We start from the raw sequence: 14,712 nt of genomic DNA, 5'->3' as shown, positions 1-14,712 counted from the left end.
AGGAGACTGCCAATGAGTGTCGTGAGCCTGCAACCTGCCGAGCGTATCTGGTTGAACGCTTACCTGCCGGGGGTGCCCAGCGATATCGAAGCCGACATCGACCGCTATCCGTCGCTGCGCGAGGTGTTCCTTGAACACGTGGACAAGTACCGCCAGCGGGTGGCCTATGTGAGCATCGGCACCGAGATGGGCTACGACCAGTGGGAGAAACGCGTGTTCGCCTTCGCCGCCTGGCTGCAAGCGAAAGGGGTAAAGAAGGGCGACCGGGTGGCGTTGATGATGCCCAACAGCCTGCAGTACCCGATCTGCCTGTTCGGCACCCTGCTGGTGGGGGCGGTGGTGGTCAACGTCAACCCGCTGTACACGGCCCACGAACTTCGGCACCTGCTCAAGGACAGCGGCGCCGAGACCGTGGTGATCTTCGAGAATTTTGCCCACACCCTGGAACAGGCGATGCCGGGCAGCAAACTGAAGCACATCGTGGTGGCCTCGATCGGCGACCTGGTGGGCACCTTCAAGGGCGCGGCGCTGAACTTCGTCCTGCGCCATGTGCAAAAGCAGATACCCGCGTTCAACCTGCCCGGGTCCATCCGCTATCCGGCGATGATGAAGCAGGCCGCGCGCCTGGAACATCGGCCGGTTGACCTGCAGCAGGACGACATCGCCTTCCTGCAATACACCGGCGGCACCACCGGCGATGCCAAGGGCGCGATGCTCACCCACCGTAATATTCTCGCCAACCTGATGCAGGCCAAGGCCTGGGTCGGCGATCAACTGGACGAGAACCAACAGGAAACCAACGTCACCCTGCTGCCGCTGTACCACGTGCTGTCGCTGACGGTGAACTGCCTGATGTTCATGTGCCTGGGCGGGCGCAACATCCTCATCGCCAACCCCCGGGACGTGAAGCGGGTGCAGATGATTCTGCGCAAGGAAAAGTTCAGCGGCATCGTCGGGGTCAACACCCTGTTCAACGGCTTGCTGGAGAACGAAGCGTTTCGCGGCCGGGATTTCTCCGACCTGAAACTGGCGATTGCCGGCGGCATGGCCACCCACACCGCGGTGGCCCGACGTTGGAAGGAAGTCACCGGGGTGCCGATCATCGAGGGCTACGGCCTGACTGAATGTTCGCCAGTGGTGAGCATCAGCCCGATCGACATTGCGCGCATGCGCGAGGGCGACTTTACCGGGACCATCGGCGTGCCGCTGCCGTCGACCTGGGTGCGTTTCATGCGTGAGGACGGCCAGTTGGCCGAGATCGGTGAGGAGGGCGAGTTGCAGGTCCGTGGGCCCCAGGTGATGAAGGGCTACTGGCAGCGTCCGGAAGAAACCGCCAAGGTCCTGGACCGCCATGGCTGGTTGTCCACCGGCGATATCGGGGTGATGAACGAGCAGGGCTTCATCCGCCTGGTGGACCGCAAGAAGGACATGATCCTGGTGTCTGGCTTCAACGTGTACCCCAACGAGATCGAGGACGTGGTGGCCTTGCACCCGGGGGTGGCGGAGGTCGCGGCGATTGGCGTCGAGGATCAAGTGACCGGCGAGAAAGTGAAGATCTTCGTGGTGCGCAAGGACCCGAACCTGACCCAGGATCAGTTGCTGGCTCACTGCCGGGAATACCTCACCGGCTACAAGGTGCCGCGCTACGTCGAGTTCCGCACCGAAGAGCTGCCCAAGACCACAGTTGGCAAGGTCCTGCGCCGGGCATTGCGCTGAGCCGCTGAACGGCCAACACCACCGTAGGAGCTGGCTTGCCAGCGAAGGCGTCAGCAAGGGCGCTGCAGATCTTGCGGGCCTCTTCGCCGGCAAGCCGGCTCCTACAAAAAGACCGCCGGCGTGTCGGCGCTGTTGTGAGGTTGGAGTTTCACGGGGCGCCAGGGAGGCGCACCTGGCCCGGCGGCAGGCCGAACACTTCGACACCTTGCGCCGTCGATTGACCGACGCTCACCGGCAGGCGTTTTGCCGGTTGATCGGCGGAGGCCCGGTATTCCACGCTCAGGCCGTCTGCCCCGTGCTGGATCGCCGTTGGCGGCAGCACGATCGCCTGATCGTTGCGGTAGGTGATGATGGTCAAGCGCGCACTCATCCCCAGGCGTACGCGCTGCAGTTGTTCACGGTTGAGCTTGGGGATCGACAGGGTGATCGGGAACTGCGCGCTGCCACCACTGGCATCGCCCGGCAGGGCCAGGCTGCTGACGATCTCTACCTGGCCACTGAGGCGTTCGCCATCAAAGCCGTCCCCGAGGATTTCCACACTCTGGCCCTGGTGCAACTGGTTGATATCCAGCTCCGAGACCTTGCTGACGATCTTCAATTGTTCGATGTTGGCCAGGCCGAACAACGCCTGGCCCTGACCAACCTTGCTGCCGGCCTGCACCGGGCCCGGAGTGGCGGCCGAAGCGAGTTGCGCCAGGTTGATGCCCGGCGCCGGGACCACGATCCCGGCAAACGGTGCCGTAAGGTCCTTGCCGGCCAGGAGATTGCGCAGTGCTTGGTACTTGACCGTGGCATTGGTCAGTTCCATGTCGGCGATCTGCCGGTATTCGCCCTTGCCCTGATCCAGCGCCTGTTGCAGTTCGCCCTGGGCCGCGGTCAGGTCCAGGCGCTGGGTCTGCAGCAGTTGGGTCAGGTCATCCAGTTCATTACGGGGAATGATGCCGCGGGCAAACAGGTTCTGGCTTTCGCTGAGCTTGCGCTCGGAGTTGCTCACCGTCATTTGTGAGGTGCGCAGGGTGCGGCGCGCCCGGGTGACTTGGGTGCTGTTGTTCCAGTCCTGCAGTTCCTGCACCGCACGACGGGCCTTGAGCTGGGTCGACAAGGCTTCGCGCAGCTGGATTTCGATCAGGCTGGGGTCCATCTTCAACAAGGTCTGGCCGGCCTCGACCCGTTGGCCCTGTTCCACCAGGGTGGTCAGGACATTGCCATCGAAGGGCGCCGTCAGGCTGATGGTGGCTTGCGGTTCAATCTTGCCCACCAGGCCGATCTGATGAATCAGCGGCGCGCTGCTGACTTCGATCCAACGGCCTTGCTCGGCTGCAGGACCGGCCGGGGCGCGGTAGCCGACCAGGCCGGCGCCGGCCAAGGCCAGCACCAACACCACCGCGCCACCTTGCAGGCCACGCTTGCGCCATGTTCGTTGATCAGTAGTCATTGAGCGCAATGTCCCAGGTCTCCAAGGTGGTGCCCAAAGTCAGATCCAGTTGGCTCTGGGCGTTGAGGTAGGCAATCAGGGCATTGAGGCGAGCATTTTCGCTACCGCGCAAATCGCTTTCGTAGCTCAGCACCTGAAAGTTGCTGGAGCGTCCGGCGCTGAGTTTCTCCCGCTCGATGGCCAGTTTGCGCTTGGACAGCTCCACCGCGCGCTGGGATATTTCGTATTGCCGCCAGCGGGTGCCGAGGTCTCGCACCACATCGTTGACGCTGCGTTCCAGGGCCTGGCGGGCGTCGGCCAGGACCAGTTCCTGGTTCTCCACATCGACCCGGGCATGGACTTCTGCCTGGCGTGTGCTGAGGTCACCAATGGGGATCTGTACCTGGACTCCGGCGTAGCTGTCCCAGGTCCGTCCCGTGCCATTGCCGCCGTCGTTGTCGTAGCGGTTGCGCACCTGATTGGCCCCGGCCACCAGCGACACATCCCAACGGCTCTGGTCCTTGGCGATCACCAGGTTCAGGTCGGCCTGCTGGCTGCCCAGCAGCGTCGCCAGGTAGTTCGGTTGCTGAGCCTTGGCCAGGTGCAGCGCCTGCTGCTGGTCAATGCTGATCCGAGTCGCCTCAAGGCCATCGCTGGCGCGAATTCGCGTGGACAGGTCCAGCGCCAGCAGGCGCAGCAGGGTCAGGCGATTGATGTCCACTTGATTACGCGCTTCCTCGACCCCCAGCTCCTGGCTGGCGATGTCGGCCTCGGTCTGCACAATCTCGAATTCCGCCATGCGCCCGGCACCGATCAGGGCCTTGTTCACCTCAAGCAGGGCATTGGCGCGCTTGAGCGCATCCTCGACGATCGTCAGTTGCTCCTGGCCCCGCAGCAGCTCGCGGTAGGCGCCAATGATGTCGGTGATGGTTTGCGCCACGTTGGCCTTGAGGTTGAGGCGATAGGCTTGCTCGTTGATCCGCGCCAGGCGCAGCGGGGCGGTGGTGACGTCCCAGCCGGCGCCCTTGAGCAGCGGCTGGATAATAGCCAGGTCCAGGCCGTCGCGGCGGTAGTAGCCGGCACGATTGGCATTGTTCAGCTCCTGCCGCCAGGCCAGGTTCAGGCGGGTACCGTACTCGCCGAGCAGGCTTGAGGTGGGACTCAAGGTCGCCTTGCGCGCACCGTCATCGCTGCCCTTGTTGGCTTGATAGGCACCGTTGAGCACCAGCTTGGGATTGAACGCGTCCTCGGAGACCCGCAGGTCGAACTTCTGTGCGACCCGCTGCAGGTAGGCGCTGCGAATCCCGCGGTTGTTGCGCAACCCCAGGTAGACCGCGTCGCCCAGGGTCAGGCTGGCCTGCTGTTGGCTGAGCAGGGCGCTGCGCTCATAGGTGCTGCGCATGCTCGGGGCCGAGGCTTGGCGGGCCACGTTCATGTCCTGCGCTTGGGCCTGGCCCACGGCGCTGAGCAGGCACAACAGCAAGAACGCGGCGCGTGGCTGGTTAATCATCGCGCAGCGCCTCCACCGGTTGCAGGCGCGAGGCCGAGATCGCCGGATACAGGCCGAAGAACAGCCCGATCAACAAGGTGCTGCCGATCCCCAGGGGCAAGGACGCGGAGGCCAGGGAAAATACCCAGCCTGAAACGCGGGCATAGAGGTAGGCGGCGCTCAGGCCAAGCACGGCCCCGGAGAGGGCGCCGACCGCGGTCAGGGTCACCGCTTCAAGCAGGAACAGATTGCGGATATCCCGGCGTCGAGCCCCCAGGGCCATGCGGATGCCGATCTCCCGGCGGCGCTCCGAGACGTTCATCAGCATCACGTTCATCACCCCGACACCGCCGCCGACCAGCGAGATGCCGCCCAGGGCCATCAACAAGTAACCAAAGGTGCGGCTTTGCCGGGTCATGCCATCGATGATCTTTTGCGGGATCTGCACCTCGACCTCGCGCCCCGGCAGCTGTTTCTTCAACGTTTCAGACAGTGCCGTGGCCAGCTGATTCATGTCCTGGGCCTGCGTGGTGCGGGCGATCAGGTTGCTGATCTGCGGGCTGCTGGAAATGCGCCGCATGCCTTCCAGCGGGATGAACAGGGATTCGTTGGTCTGCACCGGGATCAGTACCGCAGCGGGCTGGCTGCGCAGGATGCCAATGACCTGGAACAGGTAGTCGTTGATGCGGATTCGGTCCCCCAGGCGCAGTGGCGCATGGGGTTTGCTCAGGGCTTGGGCGACCTGTGCACCGACCACCGCGTAGGTTTCACCGGCGTCGAATTGCGAAAGAAAACGCCCCTCCTGCAATTGCAGGCGCATGGCCTCCGCCAGGGACGCGGTGCTGCCCACCAGATTGGCATTGGTGGTTAGGCCCTGGTAAACCACCGGCCCGCTGAACAGGGCCACGGGCGCGATGTGCAGGAGCGAGGGCAAGGCGCTGTGCAGTTGCTGGATATCCAGGGTCGCCGGCATGGGTGTGCGGTTCCCTGATGAGTCGGGGAACTGCACCGCCAGGGTATCGGTGCCCATGTCCTGGAAAATCGCCGCGGCATCTTCGGCGGCGTTGTGGCCGATATTGATCAAGGCCACTACCGATGAACTGCCGATGACGATCCCCAACAGGGCCAGGATCGAGCGTTTGCCCAAGGTGCGCAGGCTGATAAAGGCTTCGTGCAGCAACTGGCTGGCGCTTTGCTCGAGCATCAGGCTCATGCCGGGCAGACCTCCTGCACCACACCGTTAGTGACCCGGATCTGCCGCTCCAGGCGCTGGGCAATGTTCGGGTCGTGGGTGACGATGATCAGGGTGACCTGGCGTTCACGGTTCAATGACAGCAGCAGGTCCATGATCTCCTGGGCGGTGTGGCTGTCGAGGTTGCCGGTGGGTTCGTCGGCCAGGATCACCGAGGGTTCGCCCACCAGCGCGCGGGCGATCGCCACCCGTTGGCGCTGGCCGCCGGACAGATCGGCCGGGCGATGCTCGGCGCGCTCTGCCAGGCCCACCTGATCGAGCCGGTGCATGGCCCGTTCCAGGGATTCGCGTCGGGACACGCCGCGGTAGCTCAGGGGCAGGGCGACGTTGTCCAGGGCACTGAGGCGGGCCAGCAGGTTGAAGCTCTGGAACACGAAGCCGATCTGCTGGTTGCGGATCGCTGCCAACTGGTCGGGGCTGGCGGCAAAGATGTCGTGGCCGGCAAAGCGATAGTCGCCGCTGTCGGGCAAGTCCAGCAGGCCGAGGATGTTCAGCAGGGTGCTTTTGCCGGAACCCGAAGCGCCGAGAATGGCGCAGCTTTCACCGGCTTCGATGGACAGGGAAACGTTCTTCAGAATGTGCAGCGGTTGCTCCGCCAGCCGATAGCTCTTGCCTATGCCCTGCAGGGAGATAAAACCTTGCTCGATTATCGTCGCTGTCATCGCTTACCGCGCCGGCTGGCTCGACGGGTTGCTTGAAAAAACCGCACCTCGGGAATCATCGGCAGGCTTTTCGGGGGGCAACGCCAAGCTCTGGTTTTATTTATTATTTTAAAAACTTTGTTTGAATAGTAACTGTGTTCATCCTGCTGCGCCAGCCGTCTGAACCGGGTAATTGAGGGCTTTTTCGACGGCTTTTTTTCGAGGAACCGACGGGTCACAAAAAGGCCTTCGGTCACTCTGCAAGTCCTTCAGGAGCTTGCTTTTAGGGCCTCTCACGGGTATAAAAAATCAAATTTTTTTTTAAAACACTGTTCGAACGGTCAGTTTTTCATCCCAGCAAAGGTTAGTCCTCCATGGTCGCCAAGAAACTCAGTGCCCCCAATGTCACCAAGACCCGACTGCTGGAAGCGACCGAGGCACTGTTCATCAAGTACGGTTACGACGCGGTGCTGCTGCGCCAGATCACCGAGCGGGCCAAGGTCAACCTGGCCGCAGTGAACTATCACTTCGGCGACAAGGATTCGCTGATGAAGGCCTTGCTCATGCAACGCCTGGGGCCGCTGAATGATCAACGCCTGGAACTGCTGGCCAAATGTGAAGAACAGTCGGCGGGGCCGCTGGATTGCGAGACCCTGCTGGGCGTGTTGTTCGCCCCGGCCATGGGCCTGGAGCGCAGCGATGAAAGTGGCGGCCTGGAAGGGCGCTCGTTCATCCGTTTCCTGGGCCGGGTGTACAGCGACACCTCGCCGTTCATTCAGGAATACCTCAAGGAACATTACCAGCCGGTGTTCGAGCGCTTCTTCAAGTCCTTCGCCCTGGCCTTGCCGGACCTGCCGCGCAACGAGCTCGGGGTGCGCCTGCAGTTCGCCCTCAAGGCGATTTCCGGGGTCATGGCGGGCACCGAGCTGCGCCTGCTGATGCAGGCCATGAGCCTGGGCCGCCCAGCCACCGACGCCGAAGTCATGGCCAAGCTGATCAGCCTGGTGTCTGCGGCGATTCGTGCGCCGATGCAGGACCCGGATTCGCAACAGGCCCTGGAAAAGGTCCTGAATACCCAGCGCCTGATTCGCCAGCAAAGCCAATCCCTGGTCGGGCTCATTCCCGGCTGACGCCCCCTCGACTCCTACAGTTGCTGCCGCCTGCAATCAATCGGGCGGCAGTGTGCTGCCAAGCAGATGTGTGCCTGGGGGCGTCGCATGGCGGCTCGCAATCTGCGCCAGCGGCTCCAGGAGCAGCGCAATCATTCGACAGATCAATGATGCTCAGGGCAGCCAGTGAGCTCTGCTAGGTTTTGCTCCTGCACCTGCCTTGGAGCGCTCGGGATGATTGCCTATCAACAGCACCTTTTGTCCGTCAACGGTATCGAACTCAATGTCCGGGCCGCGGGCCCTGAGTCGGCGCCGCCGGTGTGGCTGCTGCATGGTTTCCCCGAGTGCTGGCACTCCTGGCGGCATCAGGTGCCGGCCCTGGTGGCCGCAGGTTTCAGGGTGCTGGTGCCGGAGCTGCGTGGCTACGGTCGCAGCTCGGCTCCAGAGGCGGTCGAGGCCTACGATCTGCTGACCCTGTGCGGGGACATTCAACAGGCCATGGACTCCTTCGGCCATCAACGCGTGTGCATCGTCGGCCACGATTGGGGCGCGCCGCTGGCCTGGCACCTGGCGCTGCTGGAACCACAGCGGGTGGCGGCGCTGGTGACCCTGTCGGTGCCCTTTGCCGGACGGCCGAAACGCCCGGCCAGCGAGATCATGCGCGAGGTGCATGGTGAACACTTCAACTACATCCTGTATTTCCAGGAGCCCGGGCTGGCTGAGGCGGAACTGGATGCGGACATCGACGCCAGTCTGCGGCTGTTCATGGGCAATGTTGCCGCGCTGTTGGAGGCCAAGCCGGCCGATGCCCGCCTGTTCGATGGGGTCTCGGTGCCCGTCGGGCTGCCCGACTGGTGTTCCGAAGACGATTTCCAGGCCTACCGAGAGACGTTTGCCGGGCGCGGATTTCGCGGAGCCCTGAACTGGTATCGCAACTTCGAACGCACCTGGCAGTGCACCGAGTTCCTGCAGGGCGCCCAGGTGCTGCAACCCACTTTGTTCCTGCTGGGGGACCGCGATCCGGTGGGCGTGCTTGAAGCGCATACCCTCAAGCGCATGCCGGCGGTGGTACCTGATCTTGAGCAACATACCCTGCACGACTGCGGGCATTGGATTCAGAGCGAGCAGGCGCCACAGGTCAACCGCCTGTTGCTGGACTTCCTGAGCCGGCACTTTGCCGTTCTGGATGCGGACTGAGGCAGACCATCGGCTGGCAGGGGCTTACAGCCGGCTATCGCCAATGAAGCGCTTGCGCTTGCCCCATTCCCGCACGGACTCGACCAGGGCGCTTACCGCCGGGCTGCCCCCTTCGGCAAAGGCATAGAAACGCGCCACGGCCAATTTCGGCAACGCCTGCTCCGGACCCAGTTCGCAGAGCCCCTCACGCAGTTGGCTGCGGGCGATCGGAGTGACGGCGAAGCCTGCCAGGGCCGCCGCAATGCAACCGGCCATGCTGCTGCTCTCGAACGCCAGGCGCCAGGCCCGCTGCGCCTGGGACAAGGCGTCAACCGCTGACTCCCGGTACACACAGGGCTCCGGGAACACCGCCAGGGGCAGGGGGGCCAGCGGGTCCAATGGCAACTGACTGCTGTAGGCCCAGACCAGCGGCTCTTCCCACAGCAGCTCACCTTCCTGTTCGACTCGCCGACATTGCTTGCCGAACACCAGATCCAGGTGGCCCAGGTCCTTGAACTGCAGCAATTGGCTGGTGACACCGACCTTGAGCTCGACGCTGGCCTGGGGATGAGAACGGCTGAAAGATTGCAACACATAGGGCAGCCAGGTGCTGGCGAAGTCCTCCGAGGCGCCGACCCGCAAGCGGCCTTGCAGGGGGCTGCCGGAGAGTTTGGCGCGAACTTCTCGCTCAAGGTTGAGGATATTTCGCCCATAGGCGTAAAGCGTCTCGCCTTGAGCGGTCAGCTCCAGGCGGCGGGTGGTACGGGCCAGGAGCTTGACCCCGACGTTGTCTTCCAGGCGCTTGATGTGCCCGCTCACCGCCGAAGGGGTCAACGCCAGCCAGTCGGCAGCCAGGGCGAAGCTGTGGGCGTCGACCACGGCGAGGAAGGTGCGCAGCAACTGCAGGTCCAGGGACGGGGGAAGGGCAGGGAGTGGGGTGTTCATGGCGGCTCGATTCATCAGCGAATATCAACAGTACGATCTGATTCATCAGCAATCAATCAGTAACGCCGGCCTAGGATGGGGCTCCTTATGAGCTGGAGCCGAGCATGCAGTCCTATTCATTCGTCACCACCGTTGATCTTGAGGTGGCCTACCTGCAATGGAACCCCGAAGGATCGAAGACGGCGGTACTGGTGCACGGCTGGCCTGACAGCGCGCACACCTGGGAAGGCGTGGCAACGCTTTTGGCGGCGGCCGGTTATCGGGTGCTGGCGCCGGTGCTGCGCGGCTTTGCGCCGACCCGCTTTCGCCAGCGCAACACCTTGCGCAGCGGTCAGTTGGCGGCGCTGGGGGTGGACTTGTTGCAGTTCATCGATGCCCTTGGCCTGCAACAGCCGCTGCTGGTCGGCCACGACTGGGGGGCCCGGGCGGTGGCCAATGCCTGCGGCTTGCGTGCGGATGTGGCTTCGGCCCTGGTGATGTTGTCGGTCGGTTACGGCACCAACAGTCCGCAACAACCGTTGGCCCTGGAGCAGGTACGCAACTACTGGTACCACTGGTTCATGGCTACGCCCAGGGGGCAGCGAACCGTGCGGGAAGAGCGTCAGGCATTTGCGCGAATGATGTGGGATACCTGGTCTCCGGCGGGCTGGTACACCGAGGCGGCATTTCGCCAGGCGGCGCAGGCGTTCGAGGGCGAGGACTGGGCCGAAGTCGTGCTGCACTCCTATCAGCACCGCTGGGGGATGGCCTTGGGGGATCCGGCTTATGAGGCGGCCGAAGCGCAACTCGATCCGGCGCCGTTGCTGGCGCTGCCCACCTTGGTGCTGCATGGCGCGGTGGACAGGTGCAATCACCCGGACAGCTCCACAGGCCGTGAAGCTTATTTTTCCGGACGTTATCAGCGAGAAATACTCGATGGCATCGGGCATTTCCCTCAGCGTGAAGCGGCCCCCGTGGTGGCCGAGGCCATTTTGCGCTTTATCCAGCACTGACCCCACGGCCCCCGGAATCTCCGGGCGACTCCGGGGCCTATCCCAAGGTTTCGCGCAGGCGGTGCCAGAGCATGCCCAGGGCCAGCAATGGGACGCGCAAGGCGGGGCCACCGGGAAAGGTCATGTGCGGTACGGCGCTGAAGATATCCATGCCCTGGCTGTGCCCGGCATGGATCGCCTCGGCCAGCAGGCGTGCGGTCCAATGGGTGACATTCAGCCCGTGACCGGAATAGCCCTGGGCGTAGTACACATTGGGGTACTGACGCAGGCGCCCGACCTGGGGGAAGCGATTGGCGGTGATGCCGATCTTGCCACCCCACTGGAAGTCGATGGCCGCCTCGCTCAAATGCGGGAACACCTTGAGCATCTTCGGCCGCATATAGGCGCCGATGTCCGCTGGGTCACGCCCTGAATAGTGACAGGCGCCACCGAACAGCAAGCGCCGATCCGCCGTCAGCCGGTAGTAGTCGAGGCCGACCTTCTGGTCGCACAGCGCCAGGTTGCCGGGGATCAACTGCACAGCGAGCGCTTCGGGCAACGGCTGGGTGGCGATGATGTAGCTGCCCGCAGGCAGTACCTTGCCACTCAGGCGCGGCTCCAGTTCATCCAGATGGGCATTGCAGGCCAGCACCAGGCGGCCGGCGCGTACAGTGCCGCTGGCGCAGCGCACCTTCACGCTGTCGCCATGGAGCAACTCCAGCACCGGACTGTGTTCGAAGATCCGCACCCCCAGGGACGCGGCGATTTGTGCCTCGCCCAGTACCAGCTTGAGGGGGTGCAGGTGCCCCGATCCCATATCCACCATGCCGCCGGCATACAGCGACGAGGCCACCACCTGGTGCATCTGCTTGGCCGTTACCAGGCGTGTGGCGTGGCGGTAGCCCAGGTCTGCCAGGCTGTGCTGTTCGGCCTGAAACGCCTTGAACTGAGCCGGGGTATTGGCCAGTTCGCAAAAGCCCCAGCGCAGGTCGCAGTCGATGCCGTGCTCGACGATGCGCTGGCCGACCACCTCCACCGATTCGATCCCGGCGCGTTCAAGGTAATTCACCCCCTCGCTGCCCACGTAGCGGGCAAAGCCGCTGACGTCATGGCCAATGCCACGAATCAGCTGCCCGCCATTGCGGCCGCTGGCGCCCCAGCCAATGCGCCGGCCTTCCAGGAGGATCACCGAGAGGCCGCGCTGGGCCAGCTCGATGGCGGTGTTGACCCCGGTAAAACCACCGCCGATCACACAGACATCGGCGTCCAGGTCGCCACTCAGGGACGGATAGTCGGGCAGCGCACCGACCGAGGCGGCGTAGTAGGAGCGGGCATGGCCCGAGACTATGGGTTGATTCATTTGTTGGACTTCACTTTGCTCCAGGAGCGGGTCATCAGACGCATGATGGCCGGCGTCGGGGTGGTAGAGATGTACAGCTTGTCCAGCACTTCCTGAGGTGGGTAGACCTCGGGGTTGTTGACCAGCTCGGCATCCATGTACTGCTTGGCCGCCGGGTTGGGGTTGGCGTAGCCGACGTAGGCGCTGACCTTGGCGATCACTTGCGGGTCCAGCAGGTAGTTGATGAAGGCATGGGCCTGCTTGAGGTTGCTGGCGTCGGAGGGAATCGCCAGCAGGTCGAACCACAGGTTGCTGCCTTCCTTGGGAATCGCGTAGGCGATGTTGACCCCGTTCTTGGCTTCCTTGGCGCGGTTGGCCGCCTGGAACACGTCGCCGGAGTAGCCAAAAGCGATGCAGATATCACCGTTGGCCAAGTCCGAGACGTACTTGGAAGAGTGGAAGTAGGTGATGTAGGGGCGCAGGGTCAGCAGCTTGGCCTCGGCTTTCTTGTAGTCCTCGGGGCTTTCGCTGCGTGGGTCCATGCCCAGGTAGTTGAGCATCGCCGGGAACACTTCATCTGCCGAATCCATCATCGACACGCCGCACTGCTGGAGCTTCTTCAGGTTCTCGGGCTCGAACAGCACCGCCCAGGAATCGATGTGGTCGATGCCCAGCACCTGCTTGACCTTGTCGACGTTGTAGCCAATGCCGTTGGTTCCCCACAGGTAGGGCACCGAGTGCTGGTTGCCAGGGTCGTTCTTTTCCAGCAGGGCCAGCAGCTTGGGATCGAGGTTCTGCCAGTTGGGCAACTGCGAGCGGTCGAGCTTGAGGAAGGCCCCGGCCTTCACCTGGCGGGTAAGAAAGTGGTTGGAGGGCACCACCACGTCGTAGCCGGTACGCCCGGCCAGCAACTTACCCTCCAGGGTTTCGTTGGAGTCGAAGACGTCGTAGATCACCTTGATCCCGGTTTGCGCCTGGAAGTCGGCGAGGGTGGTCTGACCGATATAGTCGGTCCAGTTGTACACGCTGACGCTGGGCTGGGCCTGGGCAGCAGTGCTGGCCAGGATCGCCAATGCTGCCGGGATCACTGCTTTCAAAAGACGCATATCGACACCTCTTCGAGTTATTTTTGGTGATTGCACAATCGCGGGTTTTAGACGCTGAGCAGCAGGAATTCACGCTCCCAGGAACTGATCACGCGCTTGAAGTTCTCGTGTTCGGCACGCTTGACCGCCACGTAGCCACGGACGAACTTGCGCCCCAGGTACTGCTCGATGGTCGGGCAATCTTCCATGTGTGCCAGGGCGTCTTCGATGGTGATCGGCAAGCGCAGGTTGCGGCGCTCATAGGCGCGACCTTCCACGGCGGCACTGGGTTCGATGCCCTCGACCATGCCCAGGTAGCCGCACAGCAGGCTGGCGGCGATGGCCAGGTAAGGATTGGCGTCGGCCCCGGGCAGGCGGTTTTCAACGCGCATCGCGTCCGGGCTGGAAGTCGGCACCCGTAGGCCAACGGTGCGGTTTTCCTCACCCCACTCGACGTTCACCGGGGCCGAGGTGTCCGGCAGGAAGCGGCGGAACGAGTTGACGTTGGGGGCGAACATCGGCAGCACCTTGGGGATGTACTTCTGCAGGCCGCCGATGTGGTGCAGGAACAGCTTGCTTTTCTCACCGTTGGCGTCGACGAAGATCGGCTTGCCGGTGGCGATGTCCACCACGCTCTGGTGCAGGTGCATGGCGCTGCCCGGCTCGTCGGCCACGGGCTTGGCCATGAAGGTGGCGGTGACGTTGTGCTTGAGTGCCGCCTCGCGCAGGGTGCGCTTGAACACGGTGATCTGGTCTGCCAGGTCCAGGGCGTCGCCGTGACGGAAGTTGATTTCCATCTGCGCCGGGCCGTCTTCGTGGATCAGCGTGTCGAGGTCCAGGCCTTGGGCTTCGCACCAGTCGTAGACATCTTCGAACAGCGGATCGAACTCGTTGGCGGCATCGATGGAGAACGACTGGCGGCCACTTTCCGCACGACCGGAACGGCCCAGTGGCGCCTTGAGCGGCAGGTCCGGGTCTTCGCAGCGCTGGGTCAGGTAGAACTCCATTTCCGGTGCGACGATCGGCTGCCAGCCCTTGTCGGTGTACAGCTGCAGGACTTTCTTCAGCACGTTGCGCGGCGACAGCTCGATGGGGTTGCCGTGCTTGTCGAAGGTGTCGTGGATGACGATTGCTGTCGGCTCGATGGCCCAGGGCACCAGGTACATGGCGGCGGAATCCGGGCGGCAGATCATGTCGATATCCGCCGGGTCCAGCAGCTCGTAGTACAGGTCGTCGTCGACAAAATCCCCGGTTACCGTTTGCAGCAAGACACTTTCCGGCAGGCGCATGCCTCGCTCATGCAGGAACTTGTTGGTGGGTGCGATCTTGCCGCGGGCAATGCCGGTCAAGTCGCTGACCACGCACTCTACTTCGGTAATCTTGTGATCTTTCAGCCAAGAGGAAAGCTGATCGAAAGGGGCGTTCATAAAGACCTCGATTATTGGTTTTATCTGCTCCGAGGTGAGCGGGAGTATCCCGGCAAGGCTTCCCCTGCGGCGCATTGACGACTATCTTGGGCGAGCCTTGATGTTCCATCTATCCACTTTAAGCAGCACCAAAGCGCACCAAAAGAGT

At 63.2% G+C, this 14,712-nt stretch carries 12 protein-coding genes; 4 read left to right on the top strand and 8 right to left on the bottom strand.

Going from position 1 to position 14,712, the window contains the following annotated elements; translation table 11 throughout:
- Positions 1-12: 12 nt before the first annotated feature.
- A complete protein-coding gene (locus GV818_RS23580; RefSeq protein ID WP_161758875.1) occupies positions 13-1,716 on the top strand; it encodes an AMP-binding protein in 1,704 nt (567 codons plus the stop codon).
- A gap of 148 nt (positions 1,717-1,864) precedes the next feature.
- Here the strand turns inward: GV818_RS23580 and GV818_RS23575 are convergent, their stop codons facing one another.
- From GV818_RS23575 to GV818_RS23560, 4 genes are read right to left on the bottom strand one after another with little or no spacing between them, the layout of a single operon-like run.
- Positions 1,865-3,151, bottom strand: a complete 1,287-nt coding sequence (locus GV818_RS23575) for an efflux RND transporter periplasmic adaptor subunit (RefSeq protein WP_161758874.1) — start codon at positions 3,149-3,151, stop codon at positions 1,865-1,867.
- A complete protein-coding gene (locus GV818_RS23570; RefSeq protein WP_372242119.1) occupies positions 3,141-4,640 on the bottom strand; it encodes a TolC family protein in 1,500 nt (499 codons plus the stop codon). Before GV818_RS23570 ends, GV818_RS23575 begins: the two co-directional genes overlap by 11 nt.
- A complete protein-coding gene (locus tag GV818_RS23565) occupies positions 4,633-5,832 on the bottom strand; it encodes an ABC transporter permease (protein ID WP_161758873.1) in 1,200 nt (399 codons plus the stop codon). The genes GV818_RS23570 and GV818_RS23565 overlap by 8 nt, the downstream gene beginning before the upstream one ends.
- Entirely contained in the window at positions 5,829-6,533 is a 705-nt protein-coding gene (locus GV818_RS23560; RefSeq protein WP_161758872.1) for an ABC transporter ATP-binding protein, read from the bottom strand. Before GV818_RS23560 ends, GV818_RS23565 begins: the two co-directional genes overlap by 4 nt.
- A gap of 353 nt (positions 6,534-6,886) precedes the next feature.
- On the opposite strand from GV818_RS23560, the gene GV818_RS23555 reads away from it, so the two are divergent.
- Complete coding sequence (locus GV818_RS23555) at positions 6,887-7,642, top strand: TetR/AcrR family transcriptional regulator (RefSeq protein ID WP_161758871.1); 756 nt, start codon at positions 6,887-6,889, stop codon at positions 7,640-7,642.
- Between the two features lie 213 nt (positions 7,643-7,855).
- Entirely contained in the window at positions 7,856-8,818 is a 963-nt protein-coding gene (locus GV818_RS23550) for an alpha/beta fold hydrolase (RefSeq protein WP_161777671.1), read from the top strand.
- A 24-nt stretch (positions 8,819-8,842) separates the two neighbouring features.
- Here the strand turns inward: GV818_RS23550 and GV818_RS23545 are convergent, their stop codons facing one another.
- Positions 8,843-9,742: a LysR family transcriptional regulator gene (locus GV818_RS23545; protein WP_161758869.1), complete on the bottom strand. Its 900-nt coding sequence runs from the start codon at positions 9,740-9,742 to the stop codon at positions 8,843-8,845.
- A 104-nt stretch (positions 9,743-9,846) separates the two neighbouring features.
- Here GV818_RS23545 and GV818_RS23540 point away from each other — a divergent pair, with 104 nt between their 5' ends.
- On the top strand, positions 9,847-10,734 hold the full coding sequence (locus tag GV818_RS23540) for an alpha/beta fold hydrolase (RefSeq protein WP_161758868.1): 888 nt from the start codon (positions 9,847-9,849) through the stop codon (positions 10,732-10,734).
- 37 nt (positions 10,735-10,771) lie between these two features.
- On the opposite strand, the gene GV818_RS23535 is transcribed toward GV818_RS23540, so the two are convergent.
- The 3 genes from GV818_RS23535 to GV818_RS23525 are packed head-to-tail and all read right to left on the bottom strand — an operon-like array spanning position 10,772 to position 14,564.
- Positions 10,772-12,073 carry an NAD(P)/FAD-dependent oxidoreductase gene (locus GV818_RS23535; protein WP_161758867.1) on the bottom strand — a complete coding sequence of 434 codons (1,302 nt, stop codon included), beginning with the start codon at positions 12,071-12,073 and terminating at the stop codon, positions 10,772-10,774.
- A complete protein-coding gene (locus GV818_RS23530; protein WP_161758866.1) occupies positions 12,070-13,158 on the bottom strand; it encodes a polyamine ABC transporter substrate-binding protein in 1,089 nt (362 codons plus the stop codon). Before GV818_RS23530 ends, GV818_RS23535 begins: the two co-directional genes overlap by 4 nt.
- Before the next feature lie 47 nt (positions 13,159-13,205).
- Positions 13,206-14,564: a glutamine synthetase family protein gene (locus GV818_RS23525; protein WP_161758865.1), complete on the bottom strand. Its 1,359-nt coding sequence runs from the start codon at positions 14,562-14,564 to the stop codon at positions 13,206-13,208.
- Between the last annotated feature and the right edge of the window lie 148 nt (positions 14,565-14,712).

The sequence above is a fragment of the Pseudomonas sp. Fl4BN1 genome (genome assembly GCF_009908285.1).
Classification (GTDB): Bacteria; Pseudomonadota; Gammaproteobacteria; order Pseudomonadales; family Pseudomonadaceae; genus Aquipseudomonas.
This window is presented reverse-complemented; position numbering and strand designations above follow the sequence as displayed.

Bases quoted from the DNA above. Each gene is read 5' to 3' on its own strand.
- GV818_RS23580 (WP_161758875.1), top strand. From the start codon at position 13: ATGAGTGTCGTGAGCCTGCAACCTGCCGAGCGTATCTGGTTGAACGCT.
- GV818_RS23575 (WP_161758874.1), bottom strand. From the start codon at position 3,151: ATGACTACTGATCAACGAACATGGCGCAAGCGTGGCCTGCAAGGTGGC.
- GV818_RS23570 (WP_372242119.1), bottom strand. From the start codon at position 4,640: ATGATTAACCAGCCACGCGCCGCGTTCTTGCTGTTGTGCCTGCTCAGC.
- GV818_RS23565 (WP_161758873.1), bottom strand. From the start codon at position 5,832: ATGAGCCTGATGCTCGAGCAAAGCGCCAGCCAGTTGCTGCACGAAGCC.
- GV818_RS23560 (WP_161758872.1), bottom strand. From the start codon at position 6,533: ATGACAGCGACGATAATCGAGCAAGGTTTTATCTCCCTGCAGGGCATA.
- GV818_RS23555 (WP_161758871.1), top strand. From the start codon at position 6,887: ATGGTCGCCAAGAAACTCAGTGCCCCCAATGTCACCAAGACCCGACTG.
- GV818_RS23550 (WP_161777671.1), top strand. From the start codon at position 7,856: ATGATTGCCTATCAACAGCACCTTTTGTCCGTCAACGGTATCGAACTC.
- GV818_RS23545 (WP_161758869.1), bottom strand. From the start codon at position 9,742: ATGAACACCCCACTCCCTGCCCTTCCCCCGTCCCTGGACCTGCAGTTG.
- GV818_RS23540 (WP_161758868.1), top strand. From the start codon at position 9,847: ATGCAGTCCTATTCATTCGTCACCACCGTTGATCTTGAGGTGGCCTAC.
- GV818_RS23535 (WP_161758867.1), bottom strand. From the start codon at position 12,073: ATGAATCAACCCATAGTCTCGGGCCATGCCCGCTCCTACTACGCCGCC.
- GV818_RS23530 (WP_161758866.1), bottom strand. From the start codon at position 13,158: ATGCGTCTTTTGAAAGCAGTGATCCCGGCAGCATTGGCGATCCTGGCC.
- GV818_RS23525 (WP_161758865.1), bottom strand. From the start codon at position 14,564: ATGAACGCCCCTTTCGATCAGCTTTCCTCTTGGCTGAAAGATCACAAG.